Source organism: Sphingomonas sp. 22R3R2A-7 (assembly GCF_036856055.1).
In the GTDB taxonomy this organism is placed as follows: domain Bacteria; phylum Pseudomonadota; class Alphaproteobacteria; order Sphingomonadales; family Sphingomonadaceae; genus Sphingomonas.
The window spans coordinates 227,906-249,352 of record NZ_JASPFR010000001.1; the positions used below are offsets into that span (position 1 = coordinate 227,906).

The 21,447-nt window shown below is 68.0% G+C and carries 13 protein-coding genes and 3 pseudogenes; 1 reads left to right on the forward strand and 15 read right to left on the reverse strand.

Annotation, left to right across the window (positions count from 1 at the left end):
• Positions 1 to 18: 18 nt before the first annotated feature.
• The 12 genes and pseudogenes from QP165_RS01065 to QP165_RS01120 all read right to left on the reverse strand — a co-directional run bounded on the left by QP165_RS01065 (position 19) and on the right by QP165_RS01120 (position 14,415).
• Positions 19 to 1,050 carry a sulfate/molybdate ABC transporter ATP-binding protein gene (locus QP165_RS01065; RefSeq protein ID WP_333993226.1) on the reverse strand — a complete coding sequence of 344 codons (1,032 nt, stop codon included), beginning with the start codon at positions 1,048 to 1,050 and terminating at the stop codon, positions 19 to 21.
• Positions 1,047 to 1,886: a sulfate ABC transporter permease subunit CysW gene (gene cysW / locus QP165_RS01070; protein ID WP_333993228.1), complete on the reverse strand. Its 840-nt coding sequence runs from the start codon at positions 1,884 to 1,886 to the stop codon at positions 1,047 to 1,049. Before cysW ends, QP165_RS01065 begins: the two co-directional genes overlap by 4 nt.
• A complete protein-coding gene (cysT, locus tag QP165_RS01075) occupies positions 1,883 to 2,737 on the reverse strand; it encodes a sulfate ABC transporter permease subunit CysT (protein WP_333993230.1) in 855 nt (284 codons plus the stop codon). The genes cysW and cysT overlap by 4 nt, the downstream gene beginning before the upstream one ends.
• A gap of 30 nt (positions 2,738 to 2,767) precedes the next feature.
• The gene (locus QP165_RS01080; RefSeq protein ID WP_333993232.1) at positions 2,768 to 3,790 is read right to left on the reverse strand and encodes a sulfate ABC transporter substrate-binding protein; all 1,023 of its coding nucleotides are present in this window, start codon (positions 3,788 to 3,790) and stop codon (positions 2,768 to 2,770) included.
• Positions 3,791 to 3,885: 95 nt separating this feature from the next.
• The gene (locus QP165_RS01085) at positions 3,886 to 4,947 is read right to left on the reverse strand and encodes a lipocalin-like domain-containing protein (protein ID WP_333993234.1); all 1,062 of its coding nucleotides are present in this window, start codon (positions 4,945 to 4,947) and stop codon (positions 3,886 to 3,888) included.
• Positions 4,947 to 7,454 (reverse strand): FtsX-like permease family protein, encoded by a 2,508-nt coding sequence (locus QP165_RS01090; protein WP_333993235.1) that lies wholly within the window; start codon positions 7,452 to 7,454, stop codon positions 4,947 to 4,949. Before QP165_RS01090 ends, QP165_RS01085 begins: the two co-directional genes overlap by 1 nt.
• Positions 7,451 to 8,128: an ABC transporter ATP-binding protein gene (locus tag QP165_RS01095; protein WP_333993236.1), complete on the reverse strand. Its 678-nt coding sequence runs from the start codon at positions 8,126 to 8,128 to the stop codon at positions 7,451 to 7,453. The genes QP165_RS01090 and QP165_RS01095 overlap by 4 nt, the downstream gene beginning before the upstream one ends.
• A gap of 151 nt (positions 8,129 to 8,279) precedes the next feature.
• Positions 8,280 to 9,876, reverse strand: a pseudogene (locus tag QP165_RS01100) (isocitrate lyase).
• A 143-nt stretch (positions 9,877 to 10,019) separates the two neighbouring features.
• Positions 10,020 to 11,327: a dicarboxylate/amino acid:cation symporter gene (locus QP165_RS01105; RefSeq protein ID WP_333993238.1), complete on the reverse strand. Its 1,308-nt coding sequence runs from the start codon at positions 11,325 to 11,327 to the stop codon at positions 10,020 to 10,022.
• Positions 11,328 to 11,424: 97 nt separating this feature from the next.
• Positions 11,425 to 11,709 carry a hypothetical protein gene (locus tag QP165_RS01110; RefSeq protein WP_333993240.1) on the reverse strand — a complete coding sequence of 95 codons (285 nt, stop codon included), beginning with the start codon at positions 11,707 to 11,709 and terminating at the stop codon, positions 11,425 to 11,427.
• Positions 11,710 to 11,754: 45 nt separating this feature from the next.
• Entirely contained in the window at positions 11,755 to 12,720 is a 966-nt protein-coding gene (locus tag QP165_RS01115; protein ID WP_333993241.1) for a cell wall hydrolase, read from the reverse strand.
• A 60-nt stretch (positions 12,721 to 12,780) separates the two neighbouring features.
• A complete protein-coding gene (locus tag QP165_RS01120) occupies positions 12,781 to 14,415 on the reverse strand; it encodes an NAD(P)/FAD-dependent oxidoreductase (RefSeq protein ID WP_333993244.1) in 1,635 nt (544 codons plus the stop codon).
• A gap of 195 nt (positions 14,416 to 14,610) precedes the next feature.
• Here QP165_RS01120 and QP165_RS01125 point away from each other — a divergent pair, with 195 nt between their 5' ends.
• Positions 14,611 to 17,934: a PAS domain-containing hybrid sensor histidine kinase/response regulator gene (locus tag QP165_RS01125; protein ID WP_333993246.1), complete on the forward strand. Its 3,324-nt coding sequence runs from the start codon at positions 14,611 to 14,613 to the stop codon at positions 17,932 to 17,934.
• 4 nt (positions 17,935 to 17,938) lie between these two features.
• Here QP165_RS01125 and QP165_RS01130 read toward each other — a convergent pair whose 3' ends face one another.
• The 3 genes and pseudogenes from QP165_RS01130 to acs all read right to left on the reverse strand — a co-directional run bounded on the left by QP165_RS01130 (position 17,939) and on the right by acs (position 21,426).
• Positions 17,939 to 18,727: a hypothetical protein gene (locus QP165_RS01130; RefSeq protein ID WP_333993247.1), complete on the reverse strand. Its 789-nt coding sequence runs from the start codon at positions 18,725 to 18,727 to the stop codon at positions 17,939 to 17,941.
• 101 nt (positions 18,728 to 18,828) lie between these two features.
• Positions 18,829 to 19,475: pseudogene (locus QP165_RS01135) on the reverse strand (response regulator).
• Positions 19,472 to 21,426 (reverse strand): annotated as a pseudogene (gene acs, locus QP165_RS01140) (acetate--CoA ligase). Before acs ends, QP165_RS01135 begins: the two co-directional pseudogenes overlap by 4 nt.
• Between the last annotated feature and the right edge of the window lie 21 nt (positions 21,427 to 21,447).

The window sequence follows — 21,447 nt, forward strand, 5'->3', positions numbered from 1 at the left end:
GCGGCCGGTCTTTTCATATCAGCGAACCGGGAAGAGCTGCACGTCGGTCAGGCGCAAGCCGGCGCGCGTCCCGCGATCGGGTACCGGCCCGGAAACGTCGAACTCGATGGGTTGTGCATCGAGCGTGGCATCGACCCGCCACCCGCCGCCGCGTTGCCGGGCCGGGCCGACGAGGATCGGCAACGTGCCGGGAACGTCCGCCCCGAGCTCCGCCTGGTGAGGCCGGAAGTGCAGCTCGGCCGGGCCATCGGATATCCCGGCTGTCGACACGTCGAGCTGTCGTCCTGCGTAGGCCGCGCGTCCGCCCGCGATCGTCACGGGGATCTGGTTGGTCTCGCCGACGAAGGCGGAGACGAACGGCGTGGCGGGCGTGTCGTAGACCTCGCGCGGCGTGCCGATCTGTTCGATGAGCCCACGGTTCATGATGACGACGCGATCGGCAAGCTCAAGGGCCTCTTCCTGATCGTGCGTGACGAAGACCGAGGTGAGACCGAGCCGATCGTGGAGGTCGCGCAGCCAGCGGCGCAGGTCCTTGCGCACCTTGGCATCGAGCGCACCGAACGGCTCGTCGAGCAGGAGCAGTTGCGGCTCGACCGCGAGCGCGCGGGCGAGGGCGACGCGCTGACGCTGGCCGCCGGACAGCTGTGCGGGATAGCGATGGCCGAGATCGGGAAGCTGGATCAGGTCGAGCAGTTCGGCGACGCGCGCGCGAATATCTGCCTTGGCGGGACGATCGCGGCGCGCGCGGACGGTGAGCCCGAACGCGATATTGTCCGCGACCGTCATGTGCCGGAACAGCGCATAATTCTGGAAGACGAAGCCGATACGGCGCTCGGCGGCCGGCGTATCGGTCATGTCGACGCCGTCGAAGAGGACGTGCCCGGCATCGGGGAAGTCGAGCCCCGCGATCATCCGCAGCAACGTCGTCTTGCCCGAGCCCGACGGACCCAGCAGCGCAAGGAATTCGCCCGGGCGTGCCTCCAGCGTGACGCCGTTGAGCGCGGCGAACGCGCCGAACCGTTTCGAAAGGGCGTCGATGACGATGCTCAATGCGCACTCCTTGCCTGATGATAGCCGAAGCGCCACTCGAGCAGACTTTTCAGGACCAAAGTCACCAGCGCCAGCGACGCCAGCAGCGATGCGACCGCGAATGCGCCGACAAAGTCATATTCGTTGTAGAGGATCTCGACATGCAGCGGCATCGTGTTCGTGAGACCGCGGATATGTCCCGAAACTACCGAGACCGCGCCGAATTCCCCCATGGCGCGCGCGTTGCACAGCAGCACGCCGTAGAGCAGCCCCCAGCGGATGTTGGGAAGCGTGACGTGCGAGAACGTTTGCCACCCGGATGCCCCGAGCGACACCGCGGCTTCCTCGTCGTCGCGCCCCTGTTCGGCCATCAGCGGGATGATTTCGCGCGCGACGAAGGGGAAGGTGACGAAGACCGTGGCGAGCACGATCCCCGGGACCGCGAAGATGACCTTCCAGTTATGCGCGATCAGCCATGGGCCGAACCACCCTTGCGCGCCGAACATCAGCACGAAGATCAGACCCGCGACCACCGGTGACACGGAGAAGGGCAGGTCGATCAGCGAGATCAGCAGGCTCTTGCCGCGAAACTCGAACTTCGTGATCGCCCATGACGCGACGACGCCGAACACGCAGTTCAACGGGACCGAGATCGCCGCGACCAGAAGCGTCAGGCGGATCGCGGCACGCGCATCAGGCTCGGCGATGGCGTCGAGAAACATCGGCCAGCCCTTGGCGAACGCCTGAACGAAGACGACGACGAGCGGCAGCGCGAGGAACAGCGCAAGGAAGACCATGCCGACGCCGATCAGGATGCGCCGACCCAGGGGGCTTTCGGTTGCGGCGGCGCGGGTCATTTCGCGCTCCGCTTGGCACGCCATGCCTGGAGCATGTTGACGAGCAGCAGCATCGAGAAGGACGCGACCAGCATCACACAGGCGATCGCGGTCGCGCCGGGATAATCGAACTGCTCGAGCTGCGTGACGATCAGCAACGGCGCGATCTCCGATTTGTAGGGCATGTTGCCGGCGATGAAGATCACCGAGCCATATTCGCCGACGCCGCGCGCGAACGCGAGTGCGAACCCGGTCAGCAGCGCGGGCGCGATTGCAGGAAGGATGACGCGGCTGAAGGTCTGCCAGCGGGTCGCGCCAAGCGTCGCGGCGGCTTCCTCGACATCCGCGCCGAGGTCGGCGAGGACGGGCTGGACCGATCGGACGATGAACGGCAGACCGATGAAGATCAGCGCGACGACGACGCCGAGTGGCGTGTAGGCGACGCGGATGCCGAGTGGCGCGAGCATCGACCCGATCCAGCCATTCTCGGCGTAGAGTGAGACCAGCGCGATACCTGCGACTGCGGTTGGCAACGCGAACGGCAGGTCGACCGCCGCATCGACGAGCTTCTTGCCGGGAAATTCGTACCGCGCGAGGATCCAGGCGATGAGAAGCCCGAACACCGCGTTGACCATGGCCGCCAGGAACGCCGTGCCGAAGCTCAGGCGATAGGCCGAGAGCGCGCGCGGCGACAGGCCGACGGCGACGAACCCATCCCATCCCAGCCCCGCGGCACGCAGGAAGATCGTCGACAGCGGGATCAGCACGATCAGGCACAGCCAGGCGACCGTCAGCCCCATGGTGAGACCAAAGCCCGGTATTACCGAACGTCGCGCGGACCGATGCTTCCCGACAGAGGCGCGCTCAGCCATGAGATGCCCGCCTGGGGTCGATCGTCGGCGTCAGCGCTTTGGTCCCGAATAGATTCGGTCGAAGACGCCACCATCGTTGAAGAAGCGCGCCTGCGCAGTCTTCCATCCGCCGAAATCGCGGATCGTTTGCGTCTCGATCTTCGGGAAGACGTTGGCATAGCGCGCCATGACCGCGGGGTCGCGCGGGCGGTAATAGTTCTTCGCAACGATGTCCTGACCTTCAGGCGTGTAGAGGAACTTCAGATAGGCGTCGGCGACCTTCTCGGTGCCGTGCGCCTTCGCATTGGCATCGACCACGGCCACCGAGGGCTCCGCCAGCACCGAGATCGACGGGACGACGATGTCGAACTTGCCAGCGCCGAGCTCCTTTTCGGACAGGAACGCCTCGTTCTCCCACGCGATCAGCACATCGCCCAGGCCGCGTTCGACAAACGTCGTGGTCGCTCCACGCGCGCCGGAGTCCAGCACGGGGACATGGCCGAACAGCTGCGTCACATAGGCCTGCGCCGCAGCGTCGGACCCGCCTGCCTTTCGGCCATAGGCCCAGGCGGCAAGAAAATTCCACCGTGCCCCGCCGCTTGTCTTGGGATTGGGGGTGATGACCTGCACACCGGGTTTCACGAGGTCCGCCCAATCGCGGATCCGTTTCGGGTTACCCTTGCGAACGAGGAAGACGATCGTCGACGTATAGGGTGCGCTGTTGTCGGGGAGGCGGGCTTCCCAGTTGGCGGGGAGCAGCTTGGCGCGCTCGGCGATCGCGTCGATATCATAGGCAAGCGCCAGCGTGGCGACGTCGGCACCCAGCCCGTCGATCACCGCGCGCGACTGTTTGCCGGAGCCGCCATGGCTCATGTTGAATTTGATGGTCTGGCCGGTGTCCTGCTTCCATTTTGCGGCGAACGCGGTGTTGACCGACCGGTAGAGCTCCCGCGTGGGATCATAGCTGACGTTCAGCAGTTCGACCGTGCCATCCTTGCCAGTGCCGGAGGGAGACGAGCAGCCCGCGACGATCGCCGCGAGTGCAACGCCGATATGCGTTCGGTTCAATGTCATCCAGTCCTCCGCTTCCTCCAATCCCTATCGTGTCGATGGTCGTAAGGAATAGCCGCAAAGCTTGGCCGTGCAAAAGATTGGGTATCCGGTGACGTCTACATCTTGAGCGGAGCCGCATAGCCGGTGAGCTCGAGATAGCCGCTGCCGCCGCGTGTACGCACCGCGCCTTCCCAATAGACCGGCATCCCGCTGCGCCGTGCGTCGAGTTCCTGATCGGCGAACAGCGGCATGAGATCGAGCCGCCGTACGCCCTCTGGCAGGCGGACGCTGAGGCGTTGCGCGACCGGGTAGAGTGCGCCGGTCCGCGGCGAACGCCATTGCCGGATCGGATCGAAGCGGACATCGGCGGGCGTGAAACGGACGACGCGGCCGTCCCTGCGGCGAAGCGATCCGCCCGCCCAGATCTGTCGCCCGCCCGCGCCGCGGATACGGAACGCCATCAGCGCGCCGCCATCGTCGAGATTGAGCCCGGTCCAGTCCCAGCCCACCGCGCCCCCGCCGAGATAGTCGGACGACCATTCGCGGTCGAGCCATGCCTGTCCGGTGACCGGCTGGACCTGGCCGTTGCGGGCCAGCCGGCCGGACACCGACAGATGCGGCACCGAGTAATAATAGCTGGCCTGTTCGGGACGGGGGCCCTTACGGCTATAGCCGTCCTCGCCTTCGAGCAGCGGCGGCTGGCGCGGGGTCAGCGTGAGCGACAGCGCGAAATCAGCGGTCGTGACACGCGTGACGAAACGACCGTCGGGCAGGCGGCGGATGCGCCAATCGCGCAGGCTGACGTCGGTGTCGCCGATCCGGGCCTGCGCCAGCCCGAACCCCGCGCGCGCGGCGCGCTCGCCGTGAAGCAGATGGCCGACACGCGGGTCCGAAAGCGCGGCATGCGCGAACAGGATCTGCTTCGGCGCAAAGGCGCTGGGATTGGCCGGATCGGTGGCGGGCGTGGTCCGGAAGAAGGTGATCTGAAACCCGAGGTCGCGCTTGTCCGGGGTGGCGAGCCGGCCCGTGACGTACCACCATTCGGTGCGAAACTCTGGGTGCGCGCCGTGTTCGCGGGGAAACGTGAAGCGCGCGCCCGGGCGGACCACCGCGGGTCCGGTCGAAGCCGGCGTCGCCGCCGTAAGCACGAGCGCTGCGAATGCGAGCAGGCGGCGCATCACCAATCCTCCCTCACCATGCGGACCGCATCGGCGGCGATCGCGCGGCGCCCCGCGATCGTCGCCGTGCCTGCTGCGGCGACCACCAAGGCTGCCGCGACGCTCGCGACGATCCCCCAGGGAACGCGCGTCGCCATCGTCCAGTTGAACGATTGCGGGTTGATCACGTGGACGAGAACCTGCGCCATGATCCCGCCGAGGAGGATGCCGGCAATGCCGCCGACGAGACCGAGCAGGCCACCCTCGCTTGCCAGCATCGCGACGATCTGGCGCTTCGAGACACCGATATGCCGCAGCATCCCGAATTCGCGCGTGCGCGCGATCGTCTGTGCCGACATCGTCGCGGCGACGCCCGCAAGCCCGACGAGGATCGCTACGCCTTCGAGAAGATAGGTCACGGCGAAACTCCGGTCGAACAGCTCGAGCGCATAGCGGCGCAGCGTCGCGGGGCGGGCGATCGAAATCCGGCTGCGCAGATCGCGTGGCGACCGCCGGACCAGCGCTTGCTGAACCGTCTGCGTGGCGGCGCCCCCCGCCAGCGTTATCGCGGCTTCGGTGCGCGTGCTGTCGCCGGTGGCGCGCGTATAGTCGGTGTCGCGGATGACGATCGCGCCCTGCTGCCGTGCATAGTCGCGCCAGATCCCGGCGACGGCATAGCGACCGGCGATCGGCAACGTCACGGCATCGCCGACGCGGAGGCCGTAGATGCGCGCGGCAGGCTCCGACAGCCAGACCGGCGTCCTGCCGCTGGGGAGCGCGTCGGCGGCCTCGATCAGTACGAGCGTCCGGTCGCCACCCGCCGCGACCGGGCGCGCGATCAGCGTCACCGGCGGGCGATCGGCGGCGAGCGTCAGCGGAATCTGTCTGCTGAACGCGATCGACGCCACGCCGGGCGTCGCCCGCAGGACCGCCTGCGCAGCCGGATCGAAGCCCGCGGCGCCATCGATGCGAAGGTAGAGATCTTCGGCGAGCACCTGTCCGAGCCACTCGTCGACCGCGCCGCGAAAGCTGGTGACCATCACCGCCATGGCGATCATCAGCGCGGTGCTCGCGACAATCCCACACAGCGCGGTCGCGGCCTGGCCGGGGGCGCCGTGGAGGTGGCGAACCGCCAGATCGACGGGAACATGCCGGCCCGAGCGGCGCGCCAAGGGCCGCAAAAGCGTGCGCGCCAGCCAGGGCATTCCCGCAATTCCGCCGGCGAGGATCAGGGCCATGCTGGCGAACCCGAAGATCGGCAAGCCATCGATCGCGGGCAGGAGTGCCATCGCGGCGCCGGTCGCGAGCAGGATCGCGGCAGGGATCCAGGGCACGGACGCGCGCGGGTCCATCACGTCGCCGGCATTGCGCAGTGCCGCTGCGGGCGCGGCACGTGCGGCGATCCGGGCGGGGAGGACGCTGCCCGCGACGGCAGCGAGCAACCCGAGCGCAAAGAAGCCGGCCGCTGCGACCGGTGCAAAAGTCAGACGGACACGACCATCCGCGAAATAGCCCGCACCCAGATCGCCGCCGAACCGCGTGAGCGCGGCATAGGCAAGCGCATAGCCCAGCACCAGGCCGAGGGTGGCGCCGATCATTCCGATCGCGAGCCCTTCGAACGCGACGGTCGCGACGATACCGCTGCGTGGCAGCCCGAGCGTCCGAATCAGCGCAAAGCTGCGCAGCCGTCGCGCGACCGACAGCGACTGCGCGGAAAAGACGAGGAAGCCGCCGGTCAGCAACGCGACGAGGGCCAGCATGTCGAGGTTGACGCGGTAGGCGCGCGACAAGGCATCGCTGCGGACGGCGTCGCTTGCGGCGGTGCCGATCACCGCGTCGCGTGGCAGGATCGCCGGGAGCGGCGCGGTGTCGGCGCCTTCGGCCTGCGCGACGTCGATACGGTCAAGCCGGCCGATCCGCCCGAATTTCCACTGTGCGGTGGCGATGTCGACGACGCCGATCGCCTGATCCTCGGCGACGCCGGGAAGGCGCCCGGCGATACGCAGCGACGTCGTCCGGCCGTTCGCCGCGACCGTCACCGCCTGCCCGGGCTCGACGCGCAGGTTGCGCAGCGCCGCGGCGGACAGGAACAGCGCATCGCCGTCGAACGCCGCGTCTGAGCGGCGGTCGACGCCCGTGGGTATGATCCCGACCAGCGACGGCGTGACCTGAGCGGCGCGCAGAACGTCGAGACCAAGCAGCGTGAAGCCCGTCGTCCCGATCGTCGCACGCAGGACGACGGCCGGGCTCGCGTCGACGACGCCGGGCGCGCGGGCGACGCGGGGGTAGACGGCCTCGTCGAAACCGAGCGGGCTGGTCGCGTTGACCTGCACGTCGGCGCGGCCGTTGACGGTACGCAGCGCACCCTCGAACGACGACAGCGCCGAGCCGTTGACGAGGTGGACCGCAAAGCCGAGCGCGACGCCGATCGCGATGGCTATGGCGGTGAGCGCCAGGCGTGCCGGATGCGCCCGCCACTCGCCGACGACCAGCCAGGCAAGCGCGAGCCGCGCGGACAGAACGCTCACTCCCGGCGTTCCAGCCCGGTCGCGGTCAGCGTGAGGACGATGTCGGCAATTGCCGCCGCGGCTTCGGAATGCGTGACGATGATCGCCGCGACCTTGTCTTCGCGCACCGCCTGCGAAAAGAGATCGAGGACCTTGGCGGCGGTCTCCGGATCGAGATTGCCGGTCGGTTCGTCGGCAAGGATCAGCGCGGGGCGGTGGACCAGCGCGCGGGCGATCGCGACCCGCTGCAACTCGCCGCCGGACAGATCGCGCGCATAGCCGTCGCCGCGCGTCCCGAGACCGACGCGTTCGAGCATCGCCTGCGCGCGGGTGGCGATGGCACGGGTATCGGATGAGACGAGCGCAAGCGGCAGCGCCACGTTCTGGCGAAGCGTCAGATAGGGAAGGACATGGAACGCCTGGAAGACAAAGCCGATGCGGGTGGCGCGCAGATGCGTCAGCGCAGCCTCGTCCAGCGTACCGAGCGTCACGCCCTCGACCGTGACCTGCCCGGCATCCGCGGTATCGAGTCCGGCGAGGATGTTGAGCAGCGTCGATTTGCCGACGCCGCTCTCGCCGACGATCGCGATAAGCTGCCCGGGATTGGCGGTGAGATCGAGCGCGCGGAAGAGTTGGCGGCCACCGGGCACCGACTTTTCCAGCGCGGTGACGTCGAGGAGGGCGGGAGCTTGCATTGTCCGCTCATGCCACGGCGCGTCTCCGGGGGACAGCATGGCGGGGTTGCCCTGCGTTGCTTTGGGGGCGGGTTATCGGTGCGCAGTTGCGGCGGGCATCCCCGCCCGCCGGTCTAATGTCCGTGCCGGAGCTTTCGCTCCGGCGTCGATGTCAGGCCGCAAACTGGTTCATCGTATTGTGCACGCCGCCCGCCTTCAGCGCTGCCTCGCCGGCGAAATACTCCTTGTGGTCGTCGCCAAGGTCGGAGCCCGACATGTTCTGGTGCTTCACGCAGGCGATACCCTCGCGGATTTCCTTGCGCTGGACGCCCTTCACATAGCCGAGCATCCCGGCATCGCCGAAATATTCCCTGGCGAGATTGTCGGTCGACAGCGCCGCGGTGTGATAGGTCGGCAGCGTGATCAGGTGATGGAAGATGCCGGCGCGCTTCGCCGAATCCGCCTGGAAGGTGCGGATGCGTTCGTCTGCCTCGTCGCCGAGCGCGGTGCCGTCATAGTCGACGCTCATCAGCCGTGCGCGGTCATAGCCAGAGACGTCGCGGCCCGCTTCGCTCCACGCATCAAACACCTGCTGGCGGAAGTTCAGCGTCCAGTTGAAGCTCGGCGAGTTGTTGTAGACGAGCTTGGCATTGGGGACGACCTCGCGAATCCGGTCGACCATGCCCGCAATCTGTTCGATGTGCGGCTTCTCGGTCTCGATCCAGAGCAGGTCCGCGCCGTTCTGCAACGAGGCGATGCAATCCATCACGCAGCGATCCTCGCCACTGCCCGCGCGGAACTGGAACAGGTTGGAGGGCAGGCGCTTCGGGCGGAGCAGCTTGCCGTCGCGATTGAGAATGACGTCGCCATTCTGCGCGGTCGTGGGATCGATCTCCTCGCAGTCGAGATAGGAGTTGTACTGATCGCCGAGATCACCGGGCGCCTTGCTGACGGCGATCTGCTTGGTGAGCCCGGCACCGAGCGAGGTCGGTCCGCGTGACGATGATGCCGTCCTCGACGCCGAGTTCGAGGAACGCGTAGCGGCAGGCGCGAACCTTCGCGAGAAAGTCCTCATGCGGCACGGTGACCTTGCCGTCCTGATGTCCGCACTGCTTCTCGTCGCTGACCTGGTTCTCGATCTGGAGCGCGCAGGCGCCTGCCTCGATCATCTTGCGTGCGAGCAGGTATGTCGCCTCGGCGTTGCCGAAGCCCGCGTCGATATCGGCGATGACGGGGACGACGTGCGTCTGGTGATTCTCGACCGCGTTGAGCAGGCGCTTTTCCTCGATGGCGTTACCCGCGGCGCGCGCCGCGTCGATGTCGCGGAACAACATGCCGAGTTCGCGGGCATCGGCCTGGCGAAGGAAGGTGTAGAGCTCCTCGATCAAGGCGGGGACGCTCGTCTTTTCGTGCATCGACTGGTCCGGCAATGGGCCGAATTCGCTTCGCAGCGCGGCCACCATCCAGCCGGACAGATAGAGATAGCGGCGGTCGGTCGTGCCGAAATGCTTCTTGATGCTGATCATCTTCTGCTGCGCGATGAACCCGTGCCAGCACCCTAAGGACTGCGTGTAGTGCGCAGGGTCCGCGTCGTAGGCGGCCATATCGCTGCGCATGATCGCGGCCGTGTACCGCGCGATGTCGAGACCCGTGCGGAACCGGTTCTGCGCGCGCATCCGGGCGACGGATTCGGACGCGATCCCATCCCATGTCCCGTTCTGCGCGGCGATCAGGTGGTCGATATGCGTGATGTCGGTCTGGAAGGTCATGCTGCGTCCTCGTTCCGCGTTTGATGCGGCGGGAGTACACAGCATTACACGCGACCGCCCCGGTCAGCGCACCTCCGACAGCGTCGAGGTGTCACAGGCGTTCATGGCCGTCTGTCCGGTTGTCACGATCTTGACAAAACCGATCAGGCCGGGGCGGTCGTGCTCGCGGCCGGGATCTGCTGGCTCGGATTGTCAGAGGTCTGTTCGAGCAGCCCGTTGCGCTTCGCCACGATCGTGGGCACGAGCGCCTGGCCGGCGACGTTCACCGCGGTGCGGCCCATGTCGAGGATCGGGTCGATCGCGAGGAGGAGCCCCGCGCCTTCCAGCGGCAACCCGAGTGTCGACAGCGTCAGCGTCAGCATCACGACAGCGCCGGTCAGACCCGCGGTTGCGGCGGAGCCGAGGACGGACACGAGTATGATGAGGACATAATCGGCGGCGTGGAGCGGAATGCCGTAATATTGCGCGACGAAGATCGCGGACACGGCGGGATAGATCGCGGCACACCCATCCATCTTCGTCGTCGCCGCGAATGGTACGGCGAACGCGGAATAGCTTCGCGGTACGCCAAGCCCCCGCTCGACGACGTCTTCGGTGACCGGGAGCGTCGCGATCGAGGACCGCGATACGAAACCGAGCTGGATCGCCGGCCAGGCGGCGGCAAAGAAGCGCTTCGGGCTCAGGCCGTTGGCGATCAGCAATATGGGATAGACGACGAACAGGACCAGTGCGAGGCCGGCATAGACCGCGATGCTGAACGCCCCGAGCGCCGACAGCGACTGCCAGCCATAGCGGACGATCGCATTGCCCAGCAGCGCGCCGGTCCCGATCGGCGTAAGGCGGATGACCCAGCGCAGGATGCGGCGGAATAGCGCGAGCGCGGAGGCGTTGAACGCGAGGAACGGTGCGCCGGCGTCGCCGATCCGGACCGCGGCAACACCGATCGTGATCGCGATGACGATGATCTGCAGGACATTGAACGACAGGGCGGTGCGCGCGGCGCCGTCCGCCAGCTTGGTCGACGCCTCCAGCCCGAGAATGTTCGCGGGCACGAGACCACGCAGGAAGTCGAGCCATGATCCAGCCGCCTTCGGCGCGACCGCGCTTGCGGCATTTACCCCGGCGGTGACGCCAGGCTGGATCAGCAGGCCGAGCGCGATGCCGATCGTGACAGCGATCAGCGCGGTGATCGCGAACCAGACAAGCGTGCTGATGACGAGGCGGCGGGCGTTGTCGAGATTGCGGAGGGCGGCGATCGAGGCGACGATCGCGGTGAAGACAAGCGGTACGACAAGCGTCTTCAGGAGCTGGACGAAGATCTCGCCGACGATGCGCAACGTCTCCGCAAGCCCCGAACCCTCGCCCAGATTGCGCGCGACAAACCCGAGCGCGAGCCCGCTGATCATGCCGATCAACACCTGCAATCCGAACGATCGCCGTAACGTATGCATTGCCATCATCCCGTCTAAACCCGACCGGGCTACAGGGGTTTCACGGTGATGTGCAACGAAGACGCTGTCCGTCGCGGGATAGCCGAGCTTGTCGTAATCAACGGACGATGGGGAATTGCTCGCGGAACCGATCGACCAGCGTCTCGATGCGATCAATGTCTTCGGCGCTGCCCGACGGCGTGACCGACCAGTTGCAGTGCGGATGCGTGTCGATCGAATAGACGCGCACGTCGCCCACCGCCATCCGCCACCGGCGGCGGTCGCCGAGATGGTCTCTGGTCAGTACCGTCACGAGGCGGTCGCGCAGTTCGCTTGCGGTCATCGGCGGGATCTGGAGCAGGGCATCGAGGCGTGCGATACCGCGTGGGGCGCGATGTGACACCCCAAAAGCGCGTTCAGGTCGGATCGCTTTCCTCGGAAATCGCGATCACCGGCAACGGGCTGCTCGCTGCCATGACCGCGCCGCCATGAGCGGTGCCGACATGGATGCGGACGCCCGACGCGAGACGGAGGCGGGGGAGGGCATGGTCGAGGCAAGCGCCGACGCAGGGGGCGACGGCACGATTGCCTCGGCGTCCGGCGCCGCTCGACCGCGGTGGACGGTGACGCTCGACTCGATCGCGCCGGTATAGCCGGAGGCTAAGGTCGTGGCGGCGAGCGTGGTCGCGGGTCCGGCGATGGGCTCTGGCTCGAGGCCCGCATAGTGCTGACGGAAGGTGAGCGCGCGTTCCATCGCGCCGCGCCAGCGATAAAAGACGTGCGCGCCGATCGCGCCGACCCGGCTGAGGCTCGGCGCCCACCAGGGCAGGATCGAGGCGGCGTGATACGAGGTCGATGCCCCGATCGGCGCGAAGACGCTCCCGTCGAAGGCAGCGCGCGCGATCGATGCCGCGCGCGCCCAGGCGCTTTCGTCGCGGGGACGGTTCATCGAGCCGTCGCAAGTGAAGCTGAACTGGCAGCCGGTGCGGCGCGTCGAACCCTGATAGACGACGCCGCACACGCTGTGGGGAAAGGCGCGATCACGGACGCGGTTGAGCACGACCTGGGCGACCGCGCGCTGCCCGTCGGTGGATTCGGACCGCGCCTCGTAATAGACCGCGGCGGTCAGGCACGCGATCGCCCGCTGACGGTCGTCCTCGCTGCGGGCGGCGCCGGTGAACGCGGGTGCTGCGGCGGGCGTCAGCGACGCATCGGTCAGCCGAGCCGGGCTGGCGAAGGCGCGTTCGAGCGGCTCGACCGGTGCGTCGAGCGCAAGTCCGGCGAGCAACGTGCGGGCTTCGGCGGCGTCACGGACGGGAACCGCGGCGACGTGGCCCGCCTGGCGCAGCGCGGGCGGGACGCACGACGTGCTGGCGGCGATCGCCGTGAACCCCAGCAATGTTCTCTTGAGCATAAGGCGGATCGCGCGTCCTGACAGGAACCCCGCACGTACCGCCCGTATCTTAGATAGTGGTTAACTCGCCGGCGCGGCGGCGACGAGGCTCAGCCCGACGGCCTCGGCAACCTTGATCCCGTCGACACCCGCCGACAGGATGCCGCCCGCATAGCCGGCACCTTCGCCCGCGGGAAAAAGTCCGATCGTGTTGAGGCTCTGAAAGTCGTCGCCGCGCGTGATGCGCACGGGGGACGAGGTACGGGTCTCCACACCAGTCAGTACCGCGTCGGGGTGGTCATAGCCGGGAATGTCGCGGCCGAAGACGGGAAGCGCTTCGCGCATCGCGCTGACCGCAAAATCGGGCAGGCATTCGGCAAGGTCGGTGAGATGGACACCCGGGCGGTAGGACGGGATCACCGTCCCGAGCGCGGTCGACGGTCGGCCCGCGAGGAAATCGCCCAGCCGCTGTGCAGGAGCCTTGTAGTCGGAACCGCCGGCGACATAGGCTCGCGACTCCCAGTGCCGCTGCAGTTCGATGCCGGCGAGCGGATTGCCGGGATAGTCGCGCGCGGGATCGATGCCGACGACGAGCCCCGAATTGGCGTTGCGTTCGTTGCGCGAATACTGGCTCATGCCGTTGGTCGCGACGCGACCGGGCTCCGAGGTCGCGGCGACGACGGTGCCGCCCGGGCACATGCAGAAGCTGTAGACCGTGCGGCCGTTCGAACAGTGATGCGACAGGCTGTAGGCGGCGGCGCCGAGGTCGGGATGCCCCGCGCAGGGGCCGAACCGCGCCTGGTCGATCCAGGATTGCGGATGTTCGATGCGCACGCCGATCGAGAACGGCTTGGCCTCCAGATACACGCCACGATCGTGCAGCATGTGGAAGGTGTCGCGCGCGCTGTGCCCGACCGCGAGCACGACGTGATCCGCCTCGAGATACTCGCCGGTGTGAAGGTGGAGACCGCGAAGCCGGCGTGTGCCGTCGTCGTCGACCCCGATGTCGAGGTCGTCGACGCGGTGTTCGAAGCGATATTCACCGCCGAGCGACTCGATCGTCTCGCGCATTGCCTCGACCATCGTCACCAGCCGGAACGTGCCGATATGCGGATGCGCCTCGGTCAGGATCTCGGGCGGTGCGCCGGCCTTGACGAACTCGGTGATGACCTTGCGGCCGAGGTGGCGAGGATCCTTGATCTGGCTCCACAGCTTGCCGTCGGAGAAGGTGCCCGCGCCGCCTTCGCCGAACTGGACGTTGGACTCGGGGTTGAGGACGCTGCGACGCCACAGACCCCAGGTGTCCTTGGTGCGTTCGCGAACCAGCTTGCCGCGATCGAGGATGATCGGGCGGAACCCCATCTGCGCGAGGATGAGCCCGGCGAACAGGCCGCACGGGCCGGTGCCGACGACGACCGGACGGCGCGCGCCCGACCCCTGGGGGGCCTTGGCGACGTGACGATAGCCGGTATCGGGGGTCGTGTTGACGTGGCGGTCCTTGCGGAACCGCGCGAGGATCGTCGCCTCGTTCTTCGCGGTGACGTCGATCGAATAGACGAGCTGGATGTCCATCTTGTCGCGCGCGTCGTGCGCGCGGCGGGCGACGGTATAGCGGATGAGTTCGCGCGGGGTGATCCGCAGTCGCTTGCAGACCGCCGCGGGGATCGCTTCGTCGGCGTGGTTGAGCGGAAGCTTGAGTTCGGTGATGCGGAGCATGGGGCCCTGTAACGCGGCGTTGCGGATTTCGCCATGTCGCGCGGTGCGCGTTCGCGACACGACCGCCCCGTACGGTTGGTGGGGGGATGGTGGGGCGCCGGCAGGGCTTGCCGTCGGGGGCCGGGTTCTGCACGGTGCTGTTAAGGGCCACCACAGGGATGTCGATCGATCAACAGCGCCGTCGTCATCGCTGCGATGCTTGCCTATGGGGCGGCGCTGTTCGGGATCGCGTGGGTGGTGGACCGGCGCGGGCTTTCGGTGCGGATGGCGCGGATCGCGTATCCGCTGTCGCTCGCGGTATATTGCAGCAGCTGGACGTTCTTCGGCGGGGTCGGCACGGCGGCGACGCAGGGCTGGGACTATCTGTCGATCTATCTGGGACCCGCGCTGGTCTTCCTGCTCGCCCCCGGTTTCCTCGCAAAACTGGTCCGGCTGGCGCGCGACGAAGGCTCGAGCTCGATCGCGGACTTCATCTCCGCGCGCTACGGGCGCAACCGCGGTACCGCGGCGATCGTCGCGGGCACCGCGCTCGTCGCATCGATCCCGTATATCGCGCTGCAGCTGCGGTCGGTGACGCTGAGTTTCGGTGCGCTGATCGGGATCGGCGGATCGGCGCTGGTCGGGCCGCTCGTCGCGTTGCTGCTCGCGACGTTCGCGATCAGTTTCGGTGCGCGGCGCTACGAGGTCGCAGGCGGTAACGAGGGGGTCGTCGCGGCGATCGCGGCGGAATCGCTGATCAAGCTGCTGTGTTTCGTTGCGCTGGGCGGGTTTGCCTTGTGGCTGCTCACCGGGCTTCCGCCGACCGCGACGGACGCCTCGCTGACGCAGTTCGCGGACGGATTTGCCCCCGGTGCGCTGACCCCCGACTTCTTCATTCGTACCTTGCTGTCGGCGTGCGCGATCATATGCCTGCCCCGCCAATTCTATGTCGGCATCCTCGAGGCGCGGAACCCCGGCGCGATCGCGCGCGCGCGCTGGCCGTTCATCGCGTACCTCGCGGTGATATCGGTGATGGTCCTGCCGCTCGCGCTTGCCGGAATGGCGATGCTGCCCGCAACGATACGCCCCGACCTGTATGTGCTCGCGATACCGCTGTCGCGCGACAGCGACCCGCTCGCGCTGATGGCGTTCATCGGTGGTTTCTCGGCGGCCACGGCGATGGTGGTAACCGAGACGATCGCGCTGTCGACAATGGCGACGAACGACCTGCTCGCGCCGCTGCTGCTGCGCCGGCAGACCGATGGCGGCGAGGGCGATCTCGGCCGTCGGCTGCTGCGCGTGCGGCGGATCATCATCGGCGCGATCGTCGGCGCGGCGTTGCTGTACGGCACGAGCATCGGCGACGAGCTGTCGCTCGCGTCGATCGGGCTGATCGCGTTTGCCGGTGTCGCGCAGTTCGCCCCCGCGCTGGTGGCGACGGTCACGTGGGGGTTCGCCGATGCACGTGCAGCGCGCGGCGGGCTGATCGGCGGGGTGATCGTCTGGGCCTATTGCCTGCTGATGCCGTCGATCCGCTGGGGGTTCGGGGACAGCATCACGCGCGCGACGGGCGGGCTGCTCGATCCCGACGCGTTGCTTCGGCTGTCGCTGGGATCACCGCTGGTCAACGGAACCGCCTGGAGCCTCGGCGTCAACATCGCGCTGATGGCCGGGCTTCATCTCTACAGCGAGCGCCGTCGCGTGTTCGGCGGGCGGCATAGCGTGCTCGACCATGTGACGACGTTCGGCGAGCTGAAGGGCCTCGTCGCACGGTTCGTCGGTGATGCCGAAGCCGCCGAAGGACTCGACCCGCTGTCGCGCGATCCGCAATCGCCGATCGACGGGCGCGCCGCGCGGCTCGCGGAGCGGCTGATCGCGGGCGTGATCGGGGCGCCGTCGGCGCGCCTGATCGTGACGTCGAGCCTGGCGGGGTCCGCGATGGAAGTCGGCGACGTCGTCCGGCTGCTCGACCAGCGCGGGCGCAGTCTCCGATTCTCGCGGTCGCTGCTGTCGGCGACGCTCGAGACGATCGATCCGGGTGTGAGCGTGATCGATGCGAACCTGAGGCTGGTCGCGTGGAATCCGCGCTATGTCGAGATGTTCGACTATCCCGAGGGCTATGTGATCGCGGGCCGGCCGATCGCCGACCTGATCCGCTACAATGCCGAGCGCGGCGAATGCGGGCCGGGCGGGGTCGACGCGCATGTCTCGCGGCGGCTCGCGCACCTGACGCGGGGGTTGCCGCACAGTTTCGAGCGGCTGCGGCCGTCGGGGCGCTGGATCAAGACGGTCGGCCGCGCGATGCCGGGCGGCGGGTATGTCCAGAGCTTTACCGACATCACCGCGGAAAAGGCGGCACAGGCGCAACTCGAGATGCGTGTCGAGGAGCGCACGCGCGACCTGGCGCGATCCAACACGATGCTGGACGAGGCGCGGATGCACGCCGAGACCGCGACGCGCGACAAGACGCGGTTCCTTGCCGCCGCGAGCCACGACCTCCTCCAGCCGTTGCACGCGGCGCGACTCTTCTGCGCCGCGCTCGACGAGGGCAAGGCGCCGCACCAGGCGGATCTGGTGCGTGCGATCGACGGGGCGATCGGATCCGCCGACATCCTGCTGCGTGCGCTGCTCGATGTCTCGCGGCTCGATGCGGGGGGCGTGGTGCCCAAGATCGAACGGTTCGTGATCGGCGACCTGATCGAGGAGCTCGCGGCGGAATTCCGGCCGCTGGCGGGTGAGCGCGGGCTGGCGCTGCACGCGCATCCCGGCGTGCAGGTGGTCGCCACCGACAGGTCGCTGCTGCGGTCGATTCTGCAGAATTTCCTGTCGAACGCCGTGCGCTACACGCCGTCGGGACGGATCTGGATCGGTGCGCGGCGGCGCGGCGCGGACGTGCTGATTGAAGTACGCGACAGCGGCCCGGGGATCGCGGCGGGCGATCGCGACCGGATCTTCGCCGAGTTCGAACGCGTCGAGAGCAAGGGCAGTGCGGGCGGCGGGGTCGGGCTTGGGCTGGCGATCGTCCGGCGGATCGGGCAGTTGCTCAACCTGCCGATCGAATTGCGGTCGCGCCGGGGAAGCGGGTCGACCTTTGCGGTGCGCGTGCCCTCCGCGATGCGTGCGACGCTACCTGCGGCGGTACCGGTCGCGACGGTCGCGCGGACCCTGCCGCCGGGGCTGCGCGTCCTGTGCCTCGACAACGACGCTGCCACGCTCGTCGCACTCGATGCGGCGCTCCGGTCGCGCAGGTGCGTGCCGTTGCTTGCCGCCACGGTCGCCGAGGCGATGACATTGGCGGCGGACGAGGAGCCCGAGGTCGCGCTGATCGATTTCCACCTCGAGGCGGCGGAGGACGGGCTGGATGTCGCGGCACGGCTCGCGGCGATGAGCCCGGCGCCGGCGATCGCGCTGGTGACCGCCGACCGGCATGTCGGGGACGATCCGCGGAGCGCGGGGATCACGATCCTTGCCAAGCCCGTCGTACCGGCCGAGCTCTGGGGCTTTCTCGAACGCGCGTCGGCAGCGGCAGCCGCGGTCTGACCCGTTATTTCAGCGGTCCGCTCGAGAAGTCGATCTTGATGCGGACCCACGCGCCGACCATCGTCTTGCCGCCGACGCGGGGCGGACGCACGCGGAACTGCCACGCCGCCTGACGCATCGCGCGCGCAAGCCCCGATCCCGGCGGGGATTCGCCAAGCGCACGACAATTCTCGACCTTGTAATTCTCGATCGTGCGGCAGGCGATCAGCGCCCAGCTTCCCGGCGGCGCGCCGTTGGGCAGATAGCCGGCGAGTTCGGCATGGCTGGGTTCGACATACCATTCGGCGTTGTAGAGCCGCTGGCCACCGGGGCCTTCGCCGGGGCCGTAGGCGGAACCGCTGTCCTTGCCTGCGCCCGCGCCATCGGTGTCCGAGCCGCCGTCGCTGTGCTCGCTGGGCTGCGACTGGATTTTCGAGATGTCTGCCGACTCGAACAGCTCCATGCCGCCTGCGAGCATCTTGGGAAACGCCGGGGCAGGGGTGGTCGGGCGCGGATCGGACGCGGGGGCGGCAGCGGGTGGCTTGGGCGAGCGGGGCGACGCGCCGCCCGCGACGAGCTTGGCCTTTTCGACGATCGGCCGCTGCGGCGTTTCGGGGCGGTCCTCACGGTCGGGCAGCAAGCGGAACGTGCTGGGTGGCGGCGCGGGCTCGGGTTTGGTCACGTTTGGCGCGAGACGCAGCAACAGCAGGATGACGACGATGTGCGCGACGATCGCGAGCAGAAACGACCCTGCGCGCCGCCAGAGCGGGGGACGCGATCGGCTCGACGCGGACAGATAGGACGTCGAAGCCATCTGCGCTGTGCCTAGACGGCGCGGGACAGCGTCGCAAGACGTCGCGGCAGACGCGGGTCGATCGGTCTACGCAACGACGTCCGCCCGGCCGGGCTCATGCATCAGTCATCGAAATGGATGTCGAGCGCTCGCGCGGCAAGAACCGCCTGCGTCCGGTTCTGCACCTCGAGCTTGCGCAGGATCGCGGTCATGTGCCCCTTCACCGTCGCCTCCGAGATACCGAGATCGAACGCGACCTGTTTGTTGAGGCGACCCGCGCAGACCCCGAGCAGGACCTTCAACTCGGTCGGCGTCAACGTCGCGACACGGCTCGACAGGTCGTCGGCGGGAAGCGCCCGGGGTATCGGATCGATCTCCCCCGCGAGCGCACGCGCGACCGCGTTTTCGAGCATGGCGAGATCGGCGGTCTTCGATACGAAACCGACCGCACCATAGGCGCGCGCGCGGGTGCTGCCTCATTCTCGTCGGCGGACGAGATCACGACGATCGGTGTCGCGGGCCGTTCGGCATGCAGCAGCGCGACCCCCGCGAACCCCTCCGAGCCCGGCATCCGCAGATCGAGCAGGATCAGGTCGAGCCGCCCGGCCGCGCGGGTCGCATCGATCGCCTCGCCGAGCTGCCCCGCCTCGATGACCGTCGCATCGGGCGCGGCGCGGCTGACCGCCAGCTTGAGTGCCTGGCGGAACAGCGGGTGATCGTCGGCGATCAGGATCGTCCGACCACCGGGCGGGACGGCGGGATCGATCATGCGGGTTCGGCCAGCGCCTCCTTGCGCCCTTCGATCAGCGCGTCGACGACCGCGGGATCGGCGAGCGTGGAGGTGTCGCCGAGCTGGTCGAGCTGGTTCTCCGCGATCTTGCGCAGGATGCGGCGCATGATCTTGCCCGAGCGCGTCTTGGGCAAGGCGGGCGCGAACTGGAGGATGTCGGGCGTCGCGATCGGGCCGATCTCGCGGCGGACCCACTGGACGAGCTCCTTGCGCAGCGCCTCGCTCGGCTCGGCGTTGGCGTTCAGCGTGACATAGGCATAGATGCCCTGGCCCTTCACGTCGTGCGGCATGCCGACGACCGCGGCCTCGGCGACCTTGGCGTGCGCGACGAGCGCGCTTTCGACCTCGGCGGTGCCCATCCGGTGGCCGCTGACGTTGATGACGTCGTCGACTCGGCCGGTGATCCAGTAATAGCCGTCCTCGTCGCGGCGGCAGCCGTCACCGGTGAAATACTTGCCCGGATAGGTCGAGAAATAGGTCTGGAAGAAGCGCTCGTGATCATTCCAGACGGTGCGCATCTGCCCGGGCCAGCTGTCGGCGATGACGAGATTGCCCTCGACCGCGCCGTCGAGGACCTTGCCCTCCGCATCGACCAGTTCGGGGAGTACGCCGAACAGCGGCTTGGTCGCGCTGCCGGGCTTGAGCGCGGTCGCGCCGGGGAGGGGCTGATCATGTGACCGCCCGTCTCGGTCTGCCACCAGGTATCGACGATCGGGCAGCGGCCGTCGCCGACGACGTTGTGATACCAGTTCCACGCTTCGGGATTGATCGGCTCGCCGACCGACCCGAGCAGGCGCAGCGACTTGCGGCTGGTGCGCGTTACCCAGTCGTCGCCCTCGCGCATCAGCGAGCGCAGCGCGGTCGGCGCGGTGTAGAGGATGTTGACCTGATACTTGTCGACGATCTGCCAGAAACGGCTGTGATCGGGATAGTTGGGCACGCCCTCGAACATCACCGTCGTCGCGCCGTTCGCGAGCGCACCGTAGAGCGAATAGGTGTGGCCGGTGACCCAGCCGACGTCGGCTGCGCACCAGAAGATCTCGCCGGGGCGGTAGTTGAAGACGTATTCGTGAGTCATCGACGCCCAGACCAGATAGCCGCCGCTGGTGTGGAGCACGCCCTTGGGCTGGCCGGTGGAGCCGCTGGTGTAGAGGATGAACAGCGGGTCCTCGGCGTTCATCGGCTCGGGGGCGCAGTCGGTCGACTGGTCGGCGATGCAATCGTGATACCAGCAATCACGACCCTCGGTCATGACGACCTTGCCGCCCGTGCGGCGGACGACGATGACCGCCTCGACGCCAAGGTCGCCGTGATCGAGCGCGGCGTCGACATTCGCCTTGAGCGGCACCGTCTTGCCACCGCGCAGGCCTTCGTCAGCGGTGATGACGACGCGGCTGTCGCAGTCGTGGATCCGGTTGCACAGGCTCTCGGGCGAGAAGCCGCCGAAGACGACAGAGTGGATCGCGCCGATCCGCGCGCAGGCGAGCATCGCGAACGCCGCCTCGGGGATCATCGGCAGGTAGATCGTGACGCGATCACCCTTCCTGACGCCGCGCGACTTGAGGCAGTTGGCGAGCTTCGACACTTCGTCGCGCAGTTCGCCATAGCTGATCTTGCGCGACTCGTCGGGGTTGTCGCCCTCCCACAGGATCGCGGTCGCGTCGGGGCGGGCGTCGGCGTGGCGGTCGACGCAGTTGGCGGCGACGTTGAGCTGCCCATCCTCGAACCAGCGGATCCGGAAGTCGCTTTCGTCGAACGACGTGTCCTTGATCTTCGTCGGGGCGACGATCCAGTCGAGGCGCTTGGCCTCCTTCGCCCAGAAGGTGTCGGGATCGGTCGCGGCCTCCGCATACATCCGGTCATAGGCGGCGGCATCGATCAGGGCGTCCTTCGCCCATTCCGCGGGGACGGGATAGCTGGCCTCGGTCATCGAACTCTCCTTTTCCCGCCG